The organism is Spirillospora sp. NPDC047418 (genome assembly GCF_040643275.1).
Lineage (GTDB): Bacteria > Actinomycetota > Actinomycetes > Streptosporangiales > Streptosporangiaceae > Spirillospora.
The window spans coordinates 148,058-169,705 of record NZ_JBEYTW010000007.1 but is presented as its reverse complement, the minus strand read 5'-3'; the positions used below and the strand labels follow the sequence as shown (position 1 = coordinate 169,705).

Here is a 21,648-nt window from a genome sequence, read left to right as displayed (position 1 = left end):
ACCGATCTGCGCACGGGCCGGCGCCTGCCCCGGCGCCGCGGCGGAGAAGGGCCGCGGCGAACGGGAGTCGGGACGCCGAGCGGCGGCCCCGGCGGCCGGCACCGCCGGGGCACGCCCGGAAGCGCCGCCGTCCTGGGTGGGACGGATGACGGCGGCGGGAGCGGCTCGGGAGAAAGTGTCCTAGAGATTAGAAAACTCTGTCCACTTGTTTGCAAGAACATCTTGAGATAAGTTCAGGGGGAAATGTCATCATTTCCCGTTGGATTGGCCGTACGGCCATTTCCGCGGGACGGCGGAACAGGTTGCCATGTCCCTCACCGTGCCACCGAGTCTCGATGCCCTTGTGGATTGCCCGGCAGGGTTGCTCGACATGACGTTCGATCAGCTGCGGACCCTCCTGGTGGTGTACGAGACGGGGTCGGCGCTGCGGGCGGCGCGGGTCCTGGGGCGCGAGCAGTCCAGTGTGCAGAAGCAGCTCGACATCCTGAACCGCAATAGCCAGACCCTGTGCGGCGAGGTGCTGACCGTCCGGCAGGGGCGCGGCAGGGACTACCTGTTCACCCCCACGGGCGAGACCACTGTCGAGCGGGCGCGCATGACGTTCGACAAATGGCTGGAGTCCATTCATCTGAGCCGGCGCCGCCTCGGGCGGATGCTGACCGTCGGCACCACCGAGTTCACGCTGCCGATCGTGTCCCGGGCCTGGAACCGGGTCTCGGAGGAGTTCCGGCAGCGGGAGGTCGAGTTCAAGGTCGCCCACGTCCGCACCAAGGACGTGTGGTCACGCCTGGAGAACCGGCAGGTCGACCTCGTGTGCGGGAGCATCGTCAGCACCCTGGAGGGCGACCTGCGCCTGAAGGAGTACGAGGTCATCGAGTACGCGCGGGGCCAGGCGCTGCTGCTGACGAACCTGCCGGAGAGCGAGCTGCCGGACATGCCGGTCGAGACGAGCGGGCTCGGGCGCGTCCCGCTGGTGCTGCCGCCCGCCGGCCTGGTCGCCGACCTGCTCGCCACCTGGTACGGGACGAACTTCCGGGACCGGCTCAACATCGTCGCCGACATCGACGACGTCCACTACGGGCTGTCGCTGCTGCGGTCGGGGTTCGTGCGCGGCTGCATGGTCGTCACCGGGTCGATCGGACGCGGCATGGCCGCCCAAGAGGACCCCGACGCGGCCCCTCTGCGGGCCATCCGGCTGCACGACGACCTGGAGCCCAAGGCCGAGTTGATGACCGGCGCGTTCGTCCGGCGCGCCGACCTGGAGCGCTACGACGCGGGCCACCCCCTCAACCGCCTCTGGGCGGCGGTAAAGGAGGACGTCCGCACCTACACGCCCCTCGCCTGATCCGGGGGGGTTCCAGGGGGGCGCCCCCCTGGAACAGCACATCCCCTACTTGATCTGGTTGTCGACCACGTCGAGGGTGGGGCGGGCGCCCAGGTGCTTCATGGCCTGGGCGGCGAGGCGGCAGCCGGCGGTGAGGGCGTCGGCGGGCTGCTTGCCGTCCAGCCAGGGCGGCAGGAGGCCCGCGACGAACGCGTCGCCGGCGCCGGTGCCGTCGATGACCTTGTCGACGGGTTCGGCGGAGACGGTGACGGGCTCGGGACGGCCGTTGGTGTACCAGATGGCCCCGTCGGCACCGTTCGTGATGACGACCTGCGGATACCAGGCGGTCAGCACCTTGGCGGCCTGCTCGGCCGTGTCGCGGCCGGTGAGGATCTCGGCCTCTTTGGCGTTGACGACGAGGAGCCGCGCGCCCTGCGTCCACTCGAGGAAGGGCTCGGCGCCCATCCGCTTGAGCGGGGAGGACGAGCCGCCGTCCACGGAGACGGACATCTGCGCCTGGCGGGCGAGGTCCAGCGTGTGGATGGCGGCCTTCCGGGAGCCCTCGTTGATCAGCGCGTAGCCGGACAGGTGCAGGTGGGTGCCCTGCGTGAACAGGTCCTTGCAGCGCTCGATGTCCTCGGGGAGGAGCGCACCGTTGGCGCCGGGATCGGACAGCATCGTCCGGTCGCCTTTGTGCGTGACCATCACCACGCAGGTACCGGTGGGACGTTCCTGGTCCATGACGAGGCGGGCGTCGACGCCGTACCCCATCATCTCCATATCCCGGTTCCGGCCCGCGATATCGGAGCCACGACGACCGACGAACGCGGTGTCGACTCCTTCCAGGGCGAGCCAGGCCGCCACATTGGCGCCCGAACCACCCCCGTGGGTCGTCACGGCGGCGGGCGTGTCGCTCCCCTTAGCCAAGGGGAACGCGGCACGTGCCACGGTGTCTGTCATAAGATCGCCGACCACGACCACGCGCGTCATGGAGTCATCACCTCGATCAACACGGCCCGCGCGAGCGGCAACACTGGGCGTGGGTTGACCGTAACAGCTCCTGAGCCCGGATTAGGTCTCGAACGCGCAGCGAAACCCGGGGAAGCCCGTTTTTTCCCGCGCGGGGCCTGGGGGGGTCCGTGCCTTACCCTCGGGTACGTGACCGAGGGTTATCCGGATCAGTGGGAGGCCGACGTCGTCCTGAGCGACGGCGGGACGGCCCATCTGCGTCCCATCCGGCCCGATGACGCCGGCCTGCTGCGCGCGTTCCACGCGCGGCTCTCCCCGGAGTCGATCTACTACCGGTTCTTCTCGCCGCGCCCGCACCTGTCGGACCGTGACGTCGAGCACTTCACGACCGTCGACTACGACCGGCGTGTCGCGCTGATCGCGACGATCGCGGGGGTGATGGTGGCGGTCGTCCGCTACGACCGGCTGGGCGAGCGGCCCGAGACGGCGGAGGTGGCGTTCCTCGTGGAGGACGCGCACCAGGGCCGCGGCCTCGGCGCGGTGCTGCTGGAGCACATCGCGGCGGCGGCGCGGGAGCGCGGTGTGCGGCGGTTCGTGGCGAGCGTGCTGCCCGACAACCGGCGGATGACGCGGGTGTTCCGGGAGGCGGGCTACCGGGCGGAGCAGCGGTTCGAGGAGGGCGTGATCGAGCTCGTCCTCGACCTGGAGCCGACCGACACCTCGCTGGAGGTCATGACGGCCCGCGAGCACCGGGCCGAGTCGCGGTCGATCCAGCGGCTGCTGTTCCCGGGGTCGGTCGCGGTGATCGGGGCGAGCCGCGCGGAGCACAGCGTCGGGCAGACCGTCCTGCGCAACCTGCTCGGCGGCGACTTCACGGGGCCCGTCTACCCGGTGCATCCGACGGCGGTCGCGGTCGCGGGGGTCCGCGCGTACGCGTCCGTGCTGGAGATCCCGGACGATGTGGACCTCGCCGTCGTCGCCGTCCGCGCCGACGCCGTCCACGAGGTCGTGGAGCAGTGCGCGGCCAAGGGCGTGCGCGGGCTGGTCGTGGTGTCGTCCGGCTTCGGTGAGGTCGGTGAGGAGGGACGCGCCGCCCAGAAGGAACTGGTGAGCCTCGCGCGCGCCTACGGGATGCGTGTCGTCGGCCCCAACTGCCTCGGCATCGCCAACACCGACACGGACGTGCGGCTCAACGCGACCCTGGCGCCGACCATGCCCGGACGGGGGCCGGTGGGCTTCTTCTCCCAGTCCGGTGCGCTGGGCATCGCGATCCTGCAGCGGACGGCCGAACGCGGCCTCGGCCTGTCGACGTTCGTGTCGGCGGGGAACCGGGCGGACGTCTCCGGCAACGACCTCATGCAGTACTGGGAGGAGGACCCGGCGACCAAGGCCGTCCTGCTCTACCTGGAGTCGCTGGGCAACCCCCGCAAGTTCGCGCGGCTGGCGCGCAGGCTGGGCCGCCGCAAGCCGATCGTCGCGGTGAAGAGCGGACGCAGCACGCAGGGCGTCCCGCTCGGGCACGCCGCGCAGGCCCTCACGCTGCCCGACCACGCGGTCAGCGCGCTGTTCGAGCAGGCCGGCGTCATCCGGGTCGAGGACCTGGCGGAGCTGTTCGACGTGGCGCAGGTGCTGGCCTACCAGCCGCTCCCGGCCGGCGACCGCATCGCGATCATCGACAACTCCAACTCGCTCGGGCTGCTGGCGCAGGACGAGGCCGTCGCGCTCGGCCTGGACGTCCGGCCGCGCATCGACCTCGGCCCGCGCGCCGACGCCGACGACTACGAGGCCGCCCTCGCCGGCGCGCTCGCCGACGACATGGTCGACGCCGTCGTCGCGCTGTTCACCCCGCCGACGATCGGCGGGTACGACGTCCGCGTCCCGCAGAAGATCCTCCGGCTCGCGGGCGGCAGCGGGAAGCCGATCGTGGCGACCTACCTGGGCAGCGAGGGCATGCCCGCCGAACTGCGCGTCCCCGGCCCGGACGGCATGCCCGCCGAGGGCTCGGTGCCGTCCTACACCTCGCCGGAGGACGCCGTCCGGGCGCTGGCGTACGTGATCAGGTACGCGCAGTGGCGGCAGCGGCCCGCCGGGCGCACACCCGTGTTCGAGGACGTCGACCGCGCCCGCGCGCGCGGCCTGGTCGCGGGCTGGCTCGGCGACGGCGACGGCGGCCCGGTGGACGTCCCGCCGAAGCAGGCCGCGGAGCTGCTCGCCTGCTACGGCATCGAGGTCGCCGAGGGCGGCGACGGGGTGCCGACCCGCATCGTGGTCAGGGAGGACCGCTCGTTCGGCCCGCTGATCTCGTTCGGCATCGCCGACGAGACCGCCGACCTGCTGGACGACCGCGCCTACCGCCTGTCGCCGCTCGCGGACGTGGACGCCGCCGAGATGATCCGCGCGATCCGCACCGCGCCGCTGCTGCTCGGCCACCGCGGCGCCGAACCCGTGGACGTGGCGGCGCTCGAGCAACTGCTGCTGCGCGCGTCCCGCCTCGGCTACGACCTGCCCGAGGTGGCGCGCCTCGAACTGGACCCCGTCATCGCGGACGGGAGCGGCGCCACCGTGTGCGAGGTGGCGCTCACACTGGAGCGCCCCCTCGGCCCCCGCACCGAAATGGGCCCCCGCCGCCTCTGACCCGCTCTGTTTCTGACCCGCGCCGCCTTTGACCCGCGTCGGCTTTGACCCGCGTCGGCTTTGGCCCGCGTCGGCTTTGGCCCGCGCCGGCTTTGACCCGCGCCGTGTCTGGCCTGCGCCGTGTCTGGCCTGCGCCGTGTCTGGCCTGCGCCGTGTCCGACCCGTGCCTTCTCTGGCCCGGGTCGGCGGGAAGTCAGCCGGGTGGGCTTGGTGGGTGGGGTTCTGGGGTCGGCGGGACGGGGTCGGGTTCGGGGCCCGGCGGGATCGGCTCCGGTGGCGGCGCGGGAGGCGTCGGGTCCGGGGCCGGGCCGGGCGGGGTGGGCTCCGGCGGCGGGCCGGGCGGGACGGGTTCGGGCGACGGGCCCGGCGGGACGGGGCCGGGCGGCCGCGGCCCGGGACCCGGATACGGGCCGGGCGGCGGCTCGGGCGGTACCGGCGGCTGCGGTGTGGGGGCCGGGTCCGGGGTGGGCGGCGGCACCGGAGGCGGGCTCGGCAGTGGATGCTCGTCCATGCCCTGCCCCTACCCCGCGGGCGCGCGGATGACCGCGCGGCCGGGCGGTCATGTGCGCGGCCGCCCCGGACAGGGCAGGATGGGGCCATGAGGGAAACCCGAGCGACCGCAGGCGGGTTGCGCACGGCGATCGAGCGCAGCGGTTACTACCCGGCCCTGGTCGCGGACGCGGTCGAGTCGGCCGTCGGCGACGAGCGCGTCGTCGCGTACGTCGTTCACCACGAGGCGACATTCGACCCCGCGATGGAGGTGCGGCGGCACGTGACGGTGCTCGTGCTGTCCGCGAGCCGGCTGCTGGTGTGCCATACCGACGAGCACCCGCCCGGAGAGGGCATGGCCCAGCCGCACGCGTCCACCACCACCGAGGCCGTCAAGCTGGAGCGCGTCCAGTCGGTCGCGGTGACCCGGGTCGTCCCGGACCCCGCGTCCTACGTGCCGGGGGTGCCGCCCACCGAGGTCGTGCTGACCATCGGCTGGGGCGCCATCGCCCACATCGACCTCGAACCGGCGACCTGCGGCGACGAGAACTGCGAGGCCGACCACGGCTACACCGGCAGCGTCACCGCCGACGACCTGTCCCTTCGGGTCAGCGAGGCGGCGGACGGCGCGGACGCGGTCGGCCAGGTGCTGGCCTTCGCCGAGGAGCTGTCCGAGGCGACCGCCCGGTGACGGGGGCGGTGAACCGGCCGTCCGTTCCGCGGTACGGGGCCGGGGCGCTCTCCGATGTGCCCACCTCGGTGCTGGCGGGGATGGGCGTCCCGGACACGGTGAACGTGCTGGGAGTGCCCGAGGTGCCGCGCGCCTGCGTCCTGATCGTGGACGGGCTCGGCTGGGAGCAGCTCAGGGCGCACCCCGACGAGGCGCCGTACCTGAACGCGATGGACGGCGGCCCGATCACCGCCGGGTTCCCGGCGACGACCGTCACCAGCCTCGCCTCGCTGGGGACGGGCGCGCCGCCCGGCGGGCACGGCCTGCTCGGCCTGCAGGTCGCGATCCCCGGCACGGGCAGGCTGCTGAACTGCCTGCACTGGAAGGGCGACGACCCCGACCCGGCGACGTTCCAGCCCGTCCCGACCGCCTACGAGCGGGCGGCGGCGGACGGTGTCGAGACCGGCTACGTGTCGCTGCGCCAGTACAAGAGGTCCGGGCTGAGCCGCGCGACCGCCCGCGGCGCCGACTACCTGTCCGCCGACGGGCTCGGGCAGCTCGTCGGCCGCACCGAGGCGGCCCTGCGCCGCGGCGACCGCGCGTACGTCACCGCCTACCACGCCGACCTCGACGGGACCGGTCACCGGTTCGGCGTCGACTCGGCCGACTGGCGGCACCAGCTGCGGTTCGTGGACATGCTCGTCCAGCAGATCGCGGCCGTCCTGCCGCCCGGTTCGGCCCTGCACGTGACGGCGGACCACGGCATGGTCGACCCGTCCGAGCGGGTGGACGTCGACGCCGTCCCCGAACTGCGGGAGGGGGTCGCCCTCCTCGGCGGCGACGCCCGCTGCCGCTACGTGTACAGCGAGCCCGGCGCGCAGGGCGACGTGCTCGCCGCCTGGACGGCCCTGCTCGGCGACCGGGCCTGGGTCGTCGAGCGCGAGCGGGCCGTGGCGGACGGCTGGTTCGGCCCGCTCGGCGACGGGATGGCGGACCGCATCGGCGACGTGATCGCCGTTCCGCACGGCGACCTCGCGATCGTCGCGTCCGAGCGGGAGCCCTGGCTGAACCGGATGGTCGGCATGCACGGCTCCCTCGTCCCGGCCGAGCAGCTCGTGCCGCTGCTCACCACGTCCCGCCCCTGACGCCCCGCCCTCGACGCCCCGCCCCTGAGACCCGCGGATGTGAGATGAACCAGGATTCGCCCCTCCCTAATCCGGGCATCGGCGGTCAAACTGGCCGTGTGCACCCTCTCATCGAAGTGCCCGCACTGGACCGGCTGCTGCGACGCCAGACGCCCGTGATCCTGCTGGACGTCCGATGGCACCTGGCGGGACCGCCGGGGATCGAGTCCTACCGCAAGGGGCACCTGCCCGGCGCCGCCTTCGTCGACCTCGACCGCGACGTGGCCGGGCCGCCCGGCCCCGGCGGCCGCCATCCCCTCCCCGAACCGGTCGCCTTCGAGACGGCGATGCGCCGCGCCGGCGTGTCGCAGGACGGCCTCGTCGTGGTCTACGACGACGCCGACTCCACGTCCGCCGCCCGCGTCTGGTGGTCGCTGCGCTACTTCGGGCACGAGCGGGTCCGCGTCCTGGACGGCGGCTACCGCGCCTGGACGGAGGCGGGCCACCGGGTGGACACCGCCGAACCCGAGGTGAAACCGGGCGACTTCATCGCCAACCCGGGCCGGCTGCCCGTCCTGGACGCGGAGGGCGCCGCCGAACTGGCCAGGGCGGGCGTCCTGCTGGACGCGCGCGCCGCCGAGCGCTACCGCGGCGACCAGGAACCGGTCGATCCGGTCGCCGGGCACATCCCGGGCGCCCGGAACGCCCCGACGTCGGGCAATGTCGGCGTGGACGGCCGCTTCCTGCCGCCCGAACTGCTGCGCGAGCGGTTCGCCAAGCTGGGCGCGACCGACGCCCTCGACGTCGGCGCCTACTGCGGCTCCGGCGTCACCGCCGCGCACGAGATCCTCGCCCTCAACCTCGCCGGCATCCCCGCCGCCCTCTACGTCGGCTCCTGGTCCGACTGGGTGACCGACCCGTCCAACCCCGTCGCCACCGGCGACACCTGACCGCCCACCACCCGCACCGCCCGACCGACCGCACCGCCCTGCCGCACTGTCCGGTCGGCCGTACCGCCTGGCCGGCCGCACCGCCCGCCCGGTCGGCCGTACCGCCCGCCCGGACGGACCGTCCGGCCACACCGGCCGCCCGGCCGTACCGCCCGGCCGTACCGCCCGGGCGGACCGTCGGCCGTACCGTCCGGGCGGTCGGTGTCAGCCGGCGCCCATGGTGAGGAAGCCGAGGGCGGCCGGGGTGCGGGGGAGGGCCGCGAGGGCGCGGGACGGAGGCTCGCCGGACGCGACGGCGGTGTGGAAGGCGGACATGAACTCCGGGGTGGCCTCGTCGCGGACGGGGGTGACGCTCGCGACCACCGTGGCGGTGCCGAGGGCGAGGAGGGCGCCAGCCATGCCGAGGACGGCGTCGCCCTCGTCGGCGCGGCCGATGTCGCAGGCGGACAGGACGATCAGGTGCGGCGGCACGGTCAGCTCGTCGAGGTCGTACACCATCAGCGGGCCATCGGCGAGGCGCAGCCGGGAGAACAGGGCGTTGCCGTCGCGGAACTCGCCGTGGGCGGCGATGTGGGCGAGGGCCGCGCCGTCCAGGGCGTCCCGGACGGGTTCGGCGCGCGCGTCGGGACCGGTGAGCAGGCGGGCCCGCGGATGCAGGGCGTGGAGGGCGGTGACCTCCCGGTCCGCATGATCCAGGTCGGGCCCCGCGACGAGCACCGTGTGCCCGCCGGACGGGGTCGCCGTGCGGGCCTGGAGCCACGCACCGGCCGACGGGACGATCGTGAACGGGCGCCCGGCCAGTGACGGGAGCGTCGCCCAGGGGAGGCCGTGCAGCGCGCCGGTCGGGGCGATGACGAGGTCCCGGTCGCCGAGGGCGGCGCGCATCGGGGCGAGGAGGAGGCGGTCGAGACGTGCGGCCGCGCCGGTGAGGGTGGCGAGCGACTGCGGGCAGTCCTTCTCGGCGAGGCGGCGTGCCGCGAAGCGGATCAGGCCGGTCTCGTGGTCGATGCCGTCGCATGGTCCGAGGGGGTGGCGGCGGGGGCGGCCGCCCGCGACGGTGACGGCGTGGAGTTCGCCGCCGATCGCCACCATCTCGACGAGGGCGCGGTCGCCGAGTGCCGCGGCGATCTCGGTGGCCTCGGCGGAGCGGGGCGGGGACGCGCCGGACGGGCGGCGCCGCGTCCGCGAGCGGATCCGCGCCTCCAGACCGGCCATGTCCGGCGAGAGCACCGACGGTACGCCGCCCCGCGCCGTGTCGGCCGTGTGCTCGGCGCTCAGGGCCCGGAGCGCGGCCAGCGCGGCGGCCCGCTCCGGATCCCGGGGCGGACGGACCCGGACCGGCCTGGCGATCGCCCGCCGCCGCTCCTCCACGGCGAGCAGTTCCCGCGCCGAACGGGCCAGGCCGAGGCCCAGCTCGGCCAGTTCGGCGGCGAGACCGGCCGCGCGGGCGCGGAGGTCGAGCGCACCGAGCGCCTCCGCGTGCTCCTCGGCCACCTGCAGACCGGCTCTGACCGCCGCCACCGCGCCCCCGTGGTCGTCGCGTCCCGCGCGTTCGAGGGCGAGGGCGTGCCAGGCGGCGATCCGGGTGGACGCACGGCCGCGCGAACGCCCGACGGCGGACAGCAGGTGCCCGGCGGGTCTGCCCAGCGTCAGGGCCACGCGCGCCGCCACGATGCGGGCCTCATCGGCGGCGTCGGACCAGCCGCCGTCCGCCAACCGCCCGGCCGTGGCCACCGTCGAGCTCAGCAGGACGGGAGAGCGTTCCCCGGACGCCCACCTCGCCTTGAGCAGAGTGTGCTCGGCCAGGAGCATCCATCCCGTTCGTTCCTGCTCGGCGAACGTGGTGCGGGCGTGCTCGGCCGCTTCCGTCGCCTGTTCGGGGTTGCCGTCGGCCAGTTCGGCGTTGGCCAAGAGCAGGAAGCCGTCCGCGACATCGCATCCGTAGCCGTTCGCCATGGCCTCCGCCAAGGCGGCCGTGAGGACGGGGCGTGCCTCGGCGGGCAGACCCGCCATGATGAGGGTCTCCGCCTGGTCGAACCGGCACTGGGCCAGGCGTTCACCGGCCAGGCCCGGTTCCGCCTCGGCGAAGAGGCGGAGCGCGCGCGGGACGTCCCCGCGCCGCGACACCACGAAGGCCAGGTTCCCCTTGGCCATGGCCGTCTGATGACGCAACCCGGACGCCTCGCCCACCGCGACGGCCTCCGACAGAGCGTCCTCCGCGCGGTCGTAGTCGCCGCGGAAGGCCAGCGCCAGACCCAGGTTGGTGAGGAGACCGTTCAGCACGGCCGGGTCGTGTCCTCGGCGTAGCCGGGGTAAGGCGTCCGCCGCCACTTCGCGTGCCTCGTCAAGGCGCCCTGCCCGCGCCAGAGCACACGCCTTGTTCGCGGCGAGACGGTCCGCGTCGGGACCGTCCAGAACGGGCTCGGCCTCACTGGCGCGGGCGAGCGCTCCGTTGACGTCACCTCGTGCGGTGAGCAGGCCGACGAGGTTCATCCGCACCTGCGCCGCCGCGTAGCCCTCAGCCAGGCGCAGCGCACGGTCCAGGTACGCGAGGCCCTCGTCCAGCCGCCCCAGCTCCTTGGCCGCCAGCCCGGCCACCCGCAGCGCCAGCACGACGTCACCACTCTCCAACAGGCCGCCGTCCCCCGGGACGCCGCTGGTCTCCAGCCGACTGCCGCTGCCCAGCACCCCGCCGCTGGCCAGCAGGCCGTCGGTTCCCAGCACCCCGCCGGTCCCCAGCACGTCGTCCGTTCCCAGTAGGCCGCCGCTTTCCGGCATGCTGCCGCTCTCCGGCAGGCCGCAGTCCTCCAGCAGGCCGCCGCTGCCCAGCAGGCCGCTGGCCTCGGGCGTTCCGTCGCTCTCCAGCAGGCCGGTGGGCTCTAGGAGGGCGCGTGCGCGTGTGTAGGCGGTTGCCGGGTCTATCGCGGTCATCCACAGCAGTGCCCGTTCGTTCCGCCCGGTCAAAGGCGGATCCAGCTCGTGACGATCGAGGAGCCGTCCTCGAGCCGGAAGACGAGGCTGACCACGCCCTGCGGGACGCGCGGGACGCGGAACAGCCCGGCCGGCTCGGCGTGCGCCGTGATCCCGTCCGGCGGCAGGTCCCGGTGCCGGACCTGGACGACCGCCGCCGCGGACGGGACGAGCCGCCCGGTGATCTCCCGCTCCCGGCCGTGCTCGGCCACCTCGATCTCCACCGCCCGGCCGGGGCACGCGAACGTCAGCGTCCGGCCCGCCGCGCCCCGCACGCCGGCCGCCGCCCGCACGGCCCGGTCGTGCGACAGCTCCGCCAGCTCCGCCGACGGCGTCCGCCAGGCGATCGACGCGCGGGCCGCCGCCAGGACGTCCGCCGGCACGGGGTCCAGGGCCTCGAAGGCGTCCCGGACCCCGGACATCAGCTCGTCGTCGTTCACGGGACGAGCCTCCGCAGCGCCTCCAGGCACCGCGCCCGCGTCGGGGCGACGCTGCCGACCGGGATGCCGAGCGCGGCGGCCAGCTCGGCGTGGGTCGGTGCCAGCGCGAACAGCCGCAGCAGCGTCCGGCAGCGCCGCGGCAGGGTGTCCAGCGCGGTGCCGACCCGGCCGAGCCGCTCGCGCGCCGCGGCGACCCGGTCGGGGCCGGGCTCCGGCTGCCGGGGCGCGGGCACCAGCGGCAGGTCGCGGCTGCGCCGCCGCACCAGCCGCAGGCTCTCGTTCCGCGCCGTCGTGGCCAGCCAGCAGCCGGTCGCCGACGGGTCGCGCAGCCCGTCGATCCGCTCCACCAGCCGCAGCCACGTCGTCTGCACCACGTCGCCCGAGTCGGCGTCGTTCAATCCGTGCGAGCGGGCGATCGACCACAGCAGCGCGCTGTGCCGCTCCACCAGCCGGGCCCAAGCGTCACCGTCGCCGTCGCGCGCCCGCACCACCAGCTCGTCCGTTCCGTCCCTGTGGGCCACCGAAGTCTCCTCCCGAGGCCCCCCGCTTTGCTCACCCTATGCCATGGCGTGCTGACAGTCAGTACCTTTGGCGGAGTCGACGACCACGCCCAGATCCGGCAGGACGCGATGCGAGCCCGGATCGAGGACGAGGTCCGCAGCCGTGGGCGCGTCGACGCCCTCCGCCGCCGCCCGTCCGGCGATCCGGCCCGCGACCATCGGCGCCGCGAACGACGTCCCGCTCCACGTCGCGTAGCCCTGGAACAGGTCGGGGTCGACGCCGTCCACCGGCGGCCGCGTCCCGTCGAACGACACGAACGTGCTGGACACGTCCACGCCCTGCGCGCACGCGTCCACCCACCAGCCGTGGTTGGAGAACCAGGCCCGGTCGGCACCGTCCAGCGCCGCGACGCCGATGACGGGCTTCATCGCGGCGGGCCAGAACGGGCGGTCGGTCGCCGCGTTGCCCGCGCACGCCACCACGACCGTCCGGCGGCCGAGCGCGGCGACCGCCTGCGCGAGCACCGGCGACGGGCGGTCGTCGTAGGTGTGGCAGCCGAGGGAGAGGTTGACGACGTCCGCGCGGCCCTGCTCGGCGATCCGGTGCAGGGCCCTGATCACCTCCAGCTCGTCGCCGACCCCGTCGCCGCCGATGACCCGGCGGGCCCGCAGCCGCGCCGCCGGCGCCTGGGCCAGCACCACGCCCGCGATGAACGTCCCGTGCCCGGCCTGCGCGTCCAGGTCGAAGTCGAGGTCGGCGTCGAGGACCTCCGCGACCTCGGCGCGCTGCTCGCGGTACCAGCCGGTGTCCGCGTACCAGGGGTGCGGCGACAGGCCCGTGTCCAGGATCGCGACCGTCACGTCCCGGCGCGCCGGGACGGCCGCCCGCGGCGCCGGCAGGGGCGCGGCCGGACGGGGCCGGTCCGCGGGCCCGCTCCACCACATCGGCTGGCCGAGGACGAGGTGGTTCGGCGCCGCGATCACCCGCCGCGACCGGCCGCCCGGAGCCGGCCCGCCGGTGGTCAGCCCGCCGCCCGCCAGCAGGGCGGTGAGTTCGCACACGTCCACCTTCGCGGTGGGCCGCAGCCGCAGCCGGGTGACGCCGGGGCCCTCGTCCCGCGAGTCGTACCAGCGGCGGACGAGGTCCCCGGCCGTGCTCGCGTCCCGCCCCGCGACCAGGATCTGGTCCCGCCGGATCAGCGCCGGCCGTCCCGGCAGCGGCTCCACCACCACCGCGTCGGGATGGCGCGCCAGCACCCGGTCGAGCCTGGCCTGCTGATCGAACATCGGTCCTCGCTCTCGCTCGCGGCCGCCCCCGCGCACATGGTGCCGGATCGCCGACGTTCCGTCACCGCCCATGGGCGGAAAGTGGCCGTCCCCGCCGTCCGGCCGCGGCCGCTCCCGCCTGCGCGCTTTCCGCCGCGGACCGGTCGATGAGGCCCTACTCTTGTCGGTCGGGCCCGGGTGAACGACGTGCATCGCATGGTCAAGCGTTCAATAAACAACCGCCTCCCGGTGGTGCGAGACGGGCCGATGATGCACAATGAGGGACGCGGACGCCGACTTGGGACGTACGAGGCCGTAGGGGAAGACGAGCCTCGGTACAGATCCAGGAGGTCCGGTGACCGCACGTGGCGTCTTTTACGTCCACTCCGCGCCGCCTGCGCTGAGCCCGCACATCGAGTGGGCCGCCGCAGGTGTTCTAGGTGTGCCCGTTTCCCTTGAGTGGGCGGACCAGGCGGCCGCGCCGGGAACGCTGCGCGCCGAACTCCATTGGGAGGGCAGGCCGGGCACCGCCGCGGGGATCACGTCTGCGCTGCGCAATTGGAAGCTCGTGCGGTTCGAGGCCACCGAGGACCCGACGCCCGGCACCGACGGCGTCCGGTTCAGCTTCACCCCGTCCCTCGGCGTCTTCTCCGGCGTCATCGGGGCCAACGGCGACATCCTCGTCCCCGAGGACCGGCTCCGCTCCGTCATGGCCAACGCCGCCGTCGGCAAGACCACGCTGGAGCACGAACTCGACCGCCTCCTCGGCACCCCGTGGGACAACGAGCTGGAGCCCTTCCGCCGGGCCGGCGACGGCGCCCCGGTCCGCTGGCTGCACGCCGCCGTCTGAGGCCGCGGCGGGTCCGCGAAGCCCTGGCACAGCGCGGAACGGCCCGGCGGGTTCGTGCCCCGCCGGGCCGTTCTGCTCGCTTGTGCCGCGGGCCGCGTGACGGCCCGCGCCGGTGGTCAGAGGGGCATGTGCCGCTGGAAGGCCACCGAGACGTTGTGGCCGCCGAAGCCGAACGAGTTGTTCAGCGCCGCGGCGGGGCCGTCGGAGATCTTGCGCGGCTCGTCCCGGACGATGTCCAGGTCGGCCGCGTCGTCGAGGTCCTCCAGGTTGGCGACGAAGGGGATCAGGCCCTCCTTCAGCGCGAGGATGGTGAAGACCGACTCCAGCGCGCCGGCGCCGCCGAGCAGGTGCCCGGTCATCGACTTGGTGGCGGTGACGACGACCTGGCGTGCGGCGTCCTCGCCGAGGCCCGCCTTGATGGAGGCGAGCTCGGCCACGTCGCCAGCCGGGGTCGAGGTGGCGTGCGCGTTGATGTGCACGATGTCGGCGGGCTCCAGCCCCGCGTCCTTGAGGGCGCGCTGCATCGCCTTGGCCTGCCCCGCGCCGGACGGGTCGGGCAGGACGATGTCGTAGGCGTCGCCGGAGTAGCCGCAGCCGGCCGCGACACCGTGGATGCGGGCGCCGCGGGCGACGGCGTGCTCCTCCGACTCCAGGATCAGCGCCGCCGAGCCCTCGCCGAGCACGAACCCGTCGCGGTTCTTGTCGTAGGGCCGGGACGCGCGCGCCGGGTCGTCGTTGCGGGTCGACATCGCGCGCATGGAACCGAACGAGGCCATCTGCAGCGGGTGTATGCACGACTCGGTGCCGCCGCAGATCACCACGTCGGCGCGGCCCGCGCGGATCATGTCGATGGCGTAGCCGACGGCCTCGCCGCTGGACGCGCAGGCGCTGACCAGGGCGTGCGAGCCGGCCATCGCGCCGAACTCGATGCCGACGTGCCCGGACGCGCCGTTCGGCATCAGCATCGGGACGGTGAACGGTGAGACCCGCGCCCAGCCCTTCTCCTTGAACACGTCGTAGCTGTTGAGGGCGGTGTGCAGGCCGCCGATGCCGCTGGAGAACACGACGCCGAGGCGCTCACCGTCCACGGTGAAGCCGCCGTCCACGCCGGCCTTCTCCATGCCCTTCTGCGGCTTGCCGCGCTCGGACGGGGCGAACCCCGCGTCCGCCCACGCCTCGCGCGCGGAGATCAGCGCGATCGCCTGGTTGCGGTCCAGGCGGCGCATCGACTGCCGGGGGATGATCCCCTCCGGCTGGACCTTCAGCGTGGCGGCGAACCGGACCGGCAGGTCCTCGACGCCCTCCCAGTCCAGGGGGCGGACCCCGGACTCTCCTGCGAGCAGGGCGGACCAGGTCGACGGCAGATCTCCGCCGAGTGGGGTCGTTGCACCGAGACCGGTCACCACGACTCTGGTCTGGCTCTTGCTCATAGTGGGTGCTCCTTGCGGACTGTGAGGGGAGGGAAGGTCGGGCGCGCCGCCTCCGGCCGGAGCGGCGGCGCGCCCTCCCCGCGGATCTAGCTCTTGGCCGTGGTCTGCAGGTTCTGGACGAAGTTGATGACGTCCTTCACCGTCTTCAGGTTGCGCAGCTCGTCGTCGGGGATCTCGACGCCGAACTGGTCCTGCGCGGCCACCGCGATCTCGACCATCGACAGCGAGTCGATGTCGAGGTCGTCGATGAAGTTCTTCTCGGGGGTCACCTCGGCCTTGTCGATGCCGACGATGTCGTCGATGATCTCCGCGAGGCCGTCCAGGATCTGCTCTTCGGTGGCGACTTCTGCCATGGTCTGCGTTTCTCCTTCGGTGGGTTGGTCCAGAGCCTGCGAGAGGCGTGACGGCCTACGGGATCTGGATGACTTGGGCAGCGTAGGACAGTCCGGCACCGAATCCGACCAGCAGGGCCGGGGCACCGGACGGAACGGCGCCGCGTTCGATCAGGCGGGACATCGCCATCGGGATCGAGGCGCCGGAGGTGTTGCCCGAGTGCACGATGTCGTCGGCGACGACGGCGTTGGTGGCCTTCACCTTGCGCGCGATGGCCTCGATGATGCGCAGGTTCGCCTGGTGCGGGACGATCGCGGCGAGGTCCTCGGGCTTGACGCCGGCGCGCTCGCACGCCTGCAGCGCGATCGGCGCGATGGCGGTGGTGGCCCAGCGGAACACCGCCTGCCCCTCCTGCCGGATGAACGAGTGCCGGTCATCGATGATGATCTTGTCGTACTTGTCCCCGGCGCTGCCCCACACCACCGGGCCGATGCCGGGCGAGTCGCTGCCCGTGACGACCGCCGCGCCCGCACCGTCCGCGAAGATGATGCAGGTGGAGCGGTCGGTCCAGTCGATCCACTGGGACATCTTCTCCGAGCCGATGACCAGCACGTTGCGGGCGCTGCCGGCCTGGACGGCGGCGCTGGCGGTGGCGAGCGCGTAGCAGAACCCGGCGCACGCGGCGTTGAGGTCGAACGCGCCGGGTGCCTCGATGCCGAGGCGGTGCGCGACGAGCGCGGCGTGGCTCGGCATCGGCGACTCCGCCGAGCAGGTCGCGAGGATCACGAGGTCGATGTCGGACGGGGCGAGGCCGCTGCGCGCGATCGCCTTCTCGCCCGCGTGGACGCCCAGCTCGACGATGCCCTCGTCGTCGCCGGCGATGCGCCGCTCGGCGATGCCGACGCGGCTGCGGATCCACTCGTCGTTGGTGTCGACGGTCTCGGTCAGCTCGTCGTTGGTGACGACGCGGGCCGGCCGGTAGTCGCCGAACGCCAGGACGCGGGTTCCGGCGGTGGCCTGGGGGATCTGCAGCGCGGCGGTCATGACGCGTCCGCCTTGATCAGCTCGCGGGCCTTGTCCAGGTCGGCGGGGGTCTTGAGGGCGACGAGCTCGATGCCCTTCAGCTCGCGGCGGGCGAGGCCGGTGAGCGTCCCGGCGGGCGGCAGCTCGATGATCGCGGTGACGCCGAGGTCCCGCATCGTGTTCATGCACGCGTCCCAGCGGACGGGCGCGCTGACCTGGTCGACGAGCCGCGCCACGAAGTCGCGCCCGGCGGCGACGACGGCGCCGTCGCGGTTCTGCAGCAGCGTGGTGCGCGGGTCGGCGACGGGCGCGCCGGGCGCGAGCCGGCGGAGCGTCGCGACGGCGGGCTCCATGTGCTCGGTGTGGAACGCGCCCGCGACCGACAGCGGCCGCAGCCGCGCCTTGGCGGGCGGCTCGTCGGCGAACTTCGCGAGCTGCTCCATCGTCCCGGCGGCGACGATCTGGCCGGCGCCGTTGACGTTCGCGGGGGTGAGCCCGTGCTTGTCGATCGAGGCGAGGACCTCGTCGGCGTCGCCGCCGAGCACGGCGGTCATCCCGGTCTCGGTGACGGCGGCGGCCTCGGCCATCGCCCGGCCCCGCTCCCGGACGAGCACCAGCGCGGCCTCCGGCGACAGCACCCCGGCGATCGAAGCGGCGGCCAGCTCACCGACGCTGTGCCCCGCGACCGCGTCCGGGACGGCGTCCTGCGGGGCGTCCTCGTACAGCACCTCGTAGGCGGCGAGCGCGGCGGCGACCAGCAGCGGCTGCGCCACCGCGGTGTCGCGGATCTCCTCGGCGTCCGCCTCGGTCCCGTACCTGACCAGGTCCAGCCCGGTGACGGCCGACCACCACGCGAGACGGTCGGCGACTCCGGGTATCTCTAGCCATGGCTGCAGGAAGCCGGGGGTCTGGGCGCCCTGGCCGGGCGATGCGAGGAGAATCACAGCGTCCAGCATTCCGTCAATGCCCGGCGACCTCGATACCGATCAGCACGAACTTTGGTGAGCGGCCTTTGTACGACCCCTACAAGACCCTGTAGGGGTCAGCGCTTCTCGAAGCGGCCCAGCACGAGCGCGATGCGGAGGGTGAAGGCGTTGCGGCCGTCGGTGGGCGCGAGGCCGGTCAGCTCGGTGACTCTGCGCAGCCGGTACCGGACGGTGTTCGGGTGGACGAACAGCAGCCGCGCGGTGGCCTCCAGCGACGATCCCTGCTCCAGGTAGGTGGTGAGCGTGTCGAGGAGCGGCGCGCCCGCGGCGAGCATGGGGTTGTAGACGTTGTCGACCAGGTAGCGGCGCGCGTCGCCGTCGCCGTCCAGGGCCCGTTCGGGCAGCAGCTCGGTCGCCTGGACGGGACGGGGTGCGTCCGGCCACCCGGTGGCGGCGCGCAGCCCGGCGACGGCGGCCTGCGCGGAGTGGGTGGAGTCGTACAGGTCGGGGACCTGCGGGCCGACGACGACGGGGCCCGGTCCGCACTTGGCGGCGATGGGGCGGGCCGCCTCCATGGGGTCGGTGTCACCGCCCACGATGACGATGACGCGGCGGCCCTGGACGCCGGCCAGCACGTCGGCGCGCGCGCGGCGCGCCGCCAGCTGCATCTGGTCGATGGTGACCTCGGGCTCCTCGTCCTCCGGGGTGAGCCCGGCGATGACGGTGACGGGCTTGGACGTCCAGCCGAGGGCGGCGGCCCAGGAGTGCATGCCGTCGTCGACCTCGCCGCGCAGGACCGCGTTGACGACGAGGGCCTCCAACCGGGCGTCCCAGGCGGCGCGGGTCTCGGCGGCGCGCGCGTAGACCTGGGCGGCGCCGAACGCCACGTCCCGCGTGTAGCGGAGGATGGCCTCGCGGAGCTGGGACTCGCCGCCGGGCGCGGCGAGCTCGTCCAGCCGGGTCTCCACCACCTCGATGATGACGCGGATCATGTCGATGGTGTGGTGCAGCTTGATGGAGCGCAGCAGCTCGCGGGGCGCGGTGCCGAACACCTCGCCGGCGATGGCCGGGCGCGTCTTCTCGTTGTTCTTGAACCATTCGACGAACGCGGCGATGCCCGCCTGCGCGACGAGGCCGATCCAGGAGCGCTGGTCGGCCGGCATGCGCCGGAACCAGGGGAGCTGCTCCTCCATGCTGGTCAGGGCCGCGGTGCCGAACGTCCCCATCGCCTTCTCCAGGCGCTGGGTGGTCCGGTCGCGGATTTCGGCCTCGTTCACGGTGTCCACCACCCCAGGGTGCCACCACCTCGCCCGTGACCCGGCCCCGAGCGGGCGATCCGGGCCGGTCGCGCGCCGGCGGCGGGTCAGCCGCGGGTCACCTCGGACGGGTGGCCGAGGGCGATGTCGGTGAGGTTGCGCAGGGACGTCGAGCCGGGGGCGAGGTAGTCGCTGTGGCCGCCGGACCCGGCGTCGAACACCCGCGCGCCGAATTCCGGGGAGACCGGGTCGGGGCCGAGCCCGAGCCCGAAGATGCGCACGTGGGGGACGTCCTCCATCCAGTCGGTCGCCCCTCGTCCCGCCCAGATGCGGGCCGTGCCGCCGAGCTCGGCCGCCGACCAGGCCGTCGTTCCCGGACTGCCGTAGAGGGCGATGTCGGTGACCTGGCGCCAGGCCGCGCTGTCGGGGCCGTCCAACGCCGCACGGCCGCACACCACCGAGCCGTAGCTGTGGCACAGCAGGCCCACGCTCGCGTCGGGGTTGACCCGGTGCAGGCCCTTCAGGAAGTGGCGCAGCCTCCCGGCGCCCTCGGAGGCCCTGCCGTCGGTGAGCACGTCGCTGCTGAACGTCTTGGGCGCCGCGTATCCGAGCCAGGCGACGAGGGCCAGCCCGGGGCTGGGTGACATGGATCGGGCCTGCGCGTAGACGGCGCGCGCGCCGCCGCCCGGCGTCGACCACGGTTTGCCGCCCCGCCTGTCGAACGCGGACAGCGTGGTGTCCGCGCCCGGGACGAGTACCGCGACCCGCCGCGCCCTGGTGATGTCGCCGACGGCCTCGATGGCCCGCCCGCCCCCGCGCGGGTCGAAGTAGAGGAAGCGGCGTCCGGGCTGGAGGAACGCGCCGAGCGCCTTGCCGCGGTCGGTGTCGCCGACGTCCTGCGCCGTCCGCAGGGCCTGCTCGATGGCCTGGCGTTCGGCGGTGTAGCGGGCGTCCAGTGTCGAGGGCGCCAGCGAGGGGACGGCGACGGGCGCGGCGTAGGGGTCGGCGTGCCCGGTCCCGGCCGTCGTGAGCATGATCACACCGATGGACGCGGCGCCGGCGAGGAGCCGCCGCGCCCGCCGGGAGCGCTGCCGCCCGGCGGGCGTCTCCGGCATCGCATGCTGCGGCGGGACCCTGCGTATCTCGACCACCCAAGATCTCTGCGTGGCCGGCGCGGCCCGCGTTCGAAGCGGCCCGCCACGACCGTGATCACGGTCGGCGCGGCCGCGCAGACGGCCGGCCGCGGAAGGCGCTCATGATCCATTCCGGCCGGCCGGGTGCGGTGGGCACCCCCTGCAGGCTACCCAACGTGAGCAGTGCCACAGCGGTCATGACGAGCCGGTGGCCGAGGACGACGCCGAGGATCGCGAGCACGCGCGGCGCATCCGCCGCGTGGTCGCGGGCGGGAGGAGCCCCGAGTCGAGGGCCGCTCTCCCGTGTTTCCCGGGGTTTTGTGTCAAGCGCGGGAGACCTCCGCGGTGCGGCCGAGGGCGATCAGGGAGAGGTTGCGGAGCGCGCGGGTGCCGGGCTTGAGGTAGGCGCTGTGCGGGCCCGTCCCCGCGTCGAAGCGGAGGGCGCCGAAGCCGGGGGAGACGGGGTCGGTGCCGAAACCCACACCGCCGAAGCTGACTTTCGGGACGAACCTCGTCCAGTCGCCCTTCGAGCGTCCCGCCCAGACGCGCGCGGACGTCCCGAGATCGGCGGCCTTGTCCTTGGTGGTTCCGGGACTGCCGAAGAGGGCGATGTCGTCCACCGGCAGGGGAGCGAGGCGCGGGGCGGCCTTCGCGCAGACCACCGAGCCGTAGCTGTGGCAGAGCAGGGCGAACCGGGCGTGTCCGTTCACCCGGTGGACGCCGGCGAGGAGACGCGCGAGGCTGCGGGCGCCGTCCTCGGCCTTGCCGTCCGTCAGGACGGAGGCGCTCAGCGTCGAGGGCGAGTCGTAGCCGAGCCAGGCGATCACGGCGAAGCGGGAGCGGGGCGCGTCGTTCCGCGCCTCCAGGTAGAGGGCGTGGCCGCCGCCGCCGGCGAACTTGGGCGCGTCGTAGTTGGCCAGCGTGTTGTCCGCGCCGGGCACGACGACGGCGATCCGGTCGGCGTGCTCCAGGTCGCCGATGACTTCGACGGCCCGTCCATTGCCGCGCGGGTCGAACGCTAGGAACCGTCTGGCCGGAGCCAGGAACGCGGACAGCGTCGCCGTGCGGTCCTCGTCGTGGAGGCGTTCCGCGGTGGCCAGTGCCCGGCCGATCTCCTGCCCGGCGGCCTGGTAGTGGGCGTCGAGGGTCGTGGACGACAGCGCGGGCACGGCCGCCGGGGCGGCGTACGGTTCGGCGGCCCCCGCCGCCGGGGCGGCGGCGCCGACCGCGAGCAGCGAGACGGCGGCGACTGTCGTGCGGGCACGCGGCATCCGGCACGTCCTTCCTGGTCAGTGGGTTGCGGCACTGATCAGGACGCTAGAGACCGAACGATGTATCGGAGATCAACCGGCGGAGTGAAC

21 protein-coding genes are annotated in these 21,648 nt (G+C 74.0%); 7 read left to right on the top strand and 14 right to left on the bottom strand.

What is annotated here, in order from left to right:
• Nucleotides 1-184: hypothetical protein (locus tag ABZ806_RS06805; protein WP_500215874.1), on the top strand; the 184-nt coding region annotated here is incomplete at its 5' end.
• 186 nt (nucleotides 185-370) lie between these two features.
• On the top strand, nucleotides 371-1,345 hold the full coding sequence (locus ABZ806_RS06800) for a LysR family transcriptional regulator (RefSeq protein ID WP_500215873.1): 975 nt from the start codon (nucleotides 371-373) through the stop codon (nucleotides 1,343-1,345).
• A gap of 45 nt (nucleotides 1,346-1,390) precedes the next feature.
• Here the strand turns inward: ABZ806_RS06800 and ABZ806_RS06795 are convergent, their stop codons facing one another.
• Complete coding sequence (locus ABZ806_RS06795) at nucleotides 1,391-2,314, bottom strand: carbohydrate kinase family protein (protein WP_500215872.1); 924 nt, start codon at nucleotides 2,312-2,314, stop codon at nucleotides 1,391-1,393.
• Nucleotides 2,315-2,482: 168 nt separating this feature from the next.
• On the opposite strand from ABZ806_RS06795, the gene ABZ806_RS06790 reads away from it, so the two are divergent.
• Nucleotides 2,483-4,927 carry a bifunctional acetate--CoA ligase family protein/GNAT family N-acetyltransferase gene (locus ABZ806_RS06790; protein ID WP_500215871.1) on the top strand — a complete coding sequence of 815 codons (2,445 nt, stop codon included), beginning with the start codon at nucleotides 2,483-2,485 and terminating at the stop codon, nucleotides 4,925-4,927.
• Nucleotides 4,928-5,120: 193 nt separating this feature from the next.
• Here the strand turns inward: ABZ806_RS06790 and ABZ806_RS06785 are convergent, their stop codons facing one another.
• Nucleotides 5,121-5,438: a hypothetical protein gene (locus tag ABZ806_RS06785; protein WP_500215870.1), complete on the bottom strand. Its 318-nt coding sequence runs from the start codon at nucleotides 5,436-5,438 to the stop codon at nucleotides 5,121-5,123.
• Between the two features lie 87 nt (nucleotides 5,439-5,525).
• Between ABZ806_RS06785 and ABZ806_RS06780 the strand changes: the two genes are divergently transcribed.
• The 3 genes from ABZ806_RS06780 to ABZ806_RS06770 all read left to right on the top strand — a co-directional run bounded on the left by ABZ806_RS06780 (nucleotide 5,526) and on the right by ABZ806_RS06770 (nucleotide 8,160).
• Nucleotides 5,526-6,107: a DUF5998 family protein gene (locus ABZ806_RS06780; protein WP_500215869.1), complete on the top strand. Its 582-nt coding sequence runs from the start codon at nucleotides 5,526-5,528 to the stop codon at nucleotides 6,105-6,107.
• Nucleotides 6,104-7,231 carry an alkaline phosphatase family protein gene (locus tag ABZ806_RS06775; protein WP_500215868.1) on the top strand — a complete coding sequence of 376 codons (1,128 nt, stop codon included), beginning with the start codon at nucleotides 6,104-6,106 and terminating at the stop codon, nucleotides 7,229-7,231. Before ABZ806_RS06780 ends, ABZ806_RS06775 begins: the two co-directional genes overlap by 4 nt.
• A 98-nt stretch (nucleotides 7,232-7,329) precedes the next feature.
• Nucleotides 7,330-8,160 (top strand): sulfurtransferase, encoded by an 831-nt coding sequence (locus ABZ806_RS06770; RefSeq protein ID WP_500215867.1) that lies wholly within the window; start codon nucleotides 7,330-7,332, stop codon nucleotides 8,158-8,160.
• 204 nt (nucleotides 8,161-8,364) lie between these two features.
• Here the strand turns inward: ABZ806_RS06770 and ABZ806_RS06765 are convergent, their stop codons facing one another.
• Genes ABZ806_RS06765 through ABZ806_RS06750 form a run of 4 tightly spaced genes read right to left on the bottom strand, consistent with a single transcriptional unit; the run spans nucleotide 8,365 to nucleotide 13,357 of the window.
• On the bottom strand, nucleotides 8,365-11,091 hold the full coding sequence (locus tag ABZ806_RS06765; RefSeq protein ID WP_500215866.1) for a CHAT domain-containing protein: 2,727 nt from the start codon (nucleotides 11,089-11,091) through the stop codon (nucleotides 8,365-8,367).
• A 29-nt stretch (nucleotides 11,092-11,120) separates the two neighbouring features.
• A complete protein-coding gene (locus tag ABZ806_RS06760) occupies nucleotides 11,121-11,570 on the bottom strand; it encodes a hypothetical protein (RefSeq protein ID WP_500215865.1) in 450 nt (149 codons plus the stop codon).
• Entirely contained in the window at nucleotides 11,567-12,091 is a 525-nt protein-coding gene (locus tag ABZ806_RS06755) for an RNA polymerase sigma factor (RefSeq protein ID WP_500215864.1), read from the bottom strand. The genes ABZ806_RS06760 and ABZ806_RS06755 overlap by 4 nt, the downstream gene beginning before the upstream one ends.
• 36 nt (nucleotides 12,092-12,127) lie before the next feature.
• Nucleotides 12,128-13,357, bottom strand: a complete 1,230-nt coding sequence (locus tag ABZ806_RS06750) for a S8 family peptidase (protein WP_500215863.1) — start codon at nucleotides 13,355-13,357, stop codon at nucleotides 12,128-12,130.
• A 334-nt stretch (nucleotides 13,358-13,691) separates the two neighbouring features.
• Between ABZ806_RS06750 and ABZ806_RS06745 the strand changes: the two genes are divergently transcribed.
• Complete coding sequence (locus ABZ806_RS06745) at nucleotides 13,692-14,186, top strand: DUF3145 domain-containing protein (RefSeq protein WP_163057090.1); 495 nt, start codon at nucleotides 13,692-13,694, stop codon at nucleotides 14,184-14,186.
• Nucleotides 14,187-14,302: 116 nt separating this feature from the next.
• Here ABZ806_RS06745 and ABZ806_RS06740 read toward each other — a convergent pair whose 3' ends face one another.
• The 8 genes from ABZ806_RS06740 to ABZ806_RS06705 all read right to left on the bottom strand — a co-directional run bounded on the left by ABZ806_RS06740 (nucleotide 14,303) and on the right by ABZ806_RS06705 (nucleotide 21,558).
• On the bottom strand, nucleotides 14,303-15,616 hold the full coding sequence (locus ABZ806_RS06740) for a beta-ketoacyl-[acyl-carrier-protein] synthase family protein (RefSeq protein ID WP_500215862.1): 1,314 nt from the start codon (nucleotides 15,614-15,616) through the stop codon (nucleotides 14,303-14,305).
• Nucleotides 15,617-15,702: 86 nt separating this feature from the next.
• Nucleotides 15,703-15,969: an acyl carrier protein gene (locus tag ABZ806_RS06735; protein WP_500215861.1), complete on the bottom strand. Its 267-nt coding sequence runs from the start codon at nucleotides 15,967-15,969 to the stop codon at nucleotides 15,703-15,705.
• 55 nt (nucleotides 15,970-16,024) lie between these two features.
• The gene (locus ABZ806_RS06730; RefSeq protein ID WP_500215860.1) at nucleotides 16,025-16,993 is read right to left on the bottom strand and encodes a beta-ketoacyl-ACP synthase III; all 969 of its coding nucleotides are present in this window, start codon (nucleotides 16,991-16,993) and stop codon (nucleotides 16,025-16,027) included.
• A complete protein-coding gene (locus ABZ806_RS06725) occupies nucleotides 16,990-17,916 on the bottom strand; it encodes an ACP S-malonyltransferase (protein WP_500215859.1) in 927 nt (308 codons plus the stop codon). The genes ABZ806_RS06730 and ABZ806_RS06725 overlap by 4 nt, the downstream gene beginning before the upstream one ends.
• Nucleotides 17,917-18,014: 98 nt before the next feature.
• Nucleotides 18,015-19,124, bottom strand: a complete 1,110-nt coding sequence (locus ABZ806_RS06720; protein WP_500215881.1) for a PucR family transcriptional regulator — start codon at nucleotides 19,122-19,124, stop codon at nucleotides 18,015-18,017.
• A 137-nt stretch (nucleotides 19,125-19,261) separates the two neighbouring features.
• A complete protein-coding gene (locus ABZ806_RS06715; protein WP_500215858.1) occupies nucleotides 19,262-20,305 on the bottom strand; it encodes an alpha/beta hydrolase in 1,044 nt (347 codons plus the stop codon).
• Nucleotides 20,306-20,363: 58 nt separating this feature from the next.
• Nucleotides 20,364-20,528 carry a hypothetical protein gene (locus ABZ806_RS06710; protein ID WP_500215857.1) on the bottom strand — a complete coding sequence of 55 codons (165 nt, stop codon included), beginning with the start codon at nucleotides 20,526-20,528 and terminating at the stop codon, nucleotides 20,364-20,366.
• 82 nt (nucleotides 20,529-20,610) lie between these two features.
• Nucleotides 20,611-21,558: an alpha/beta hydrolase gene (locus ABZ806_RS06705; protein ID WP_500215856.1), complete on the bottom strand. Its 948-nt coding sequence runs from the start codon at nucleotides 21,556-21,558 to the stop codon at nucleotides 20,611-20,613.
• Nucleotides 21,559-21,648 lie beyond the last annotated feature (90 nt).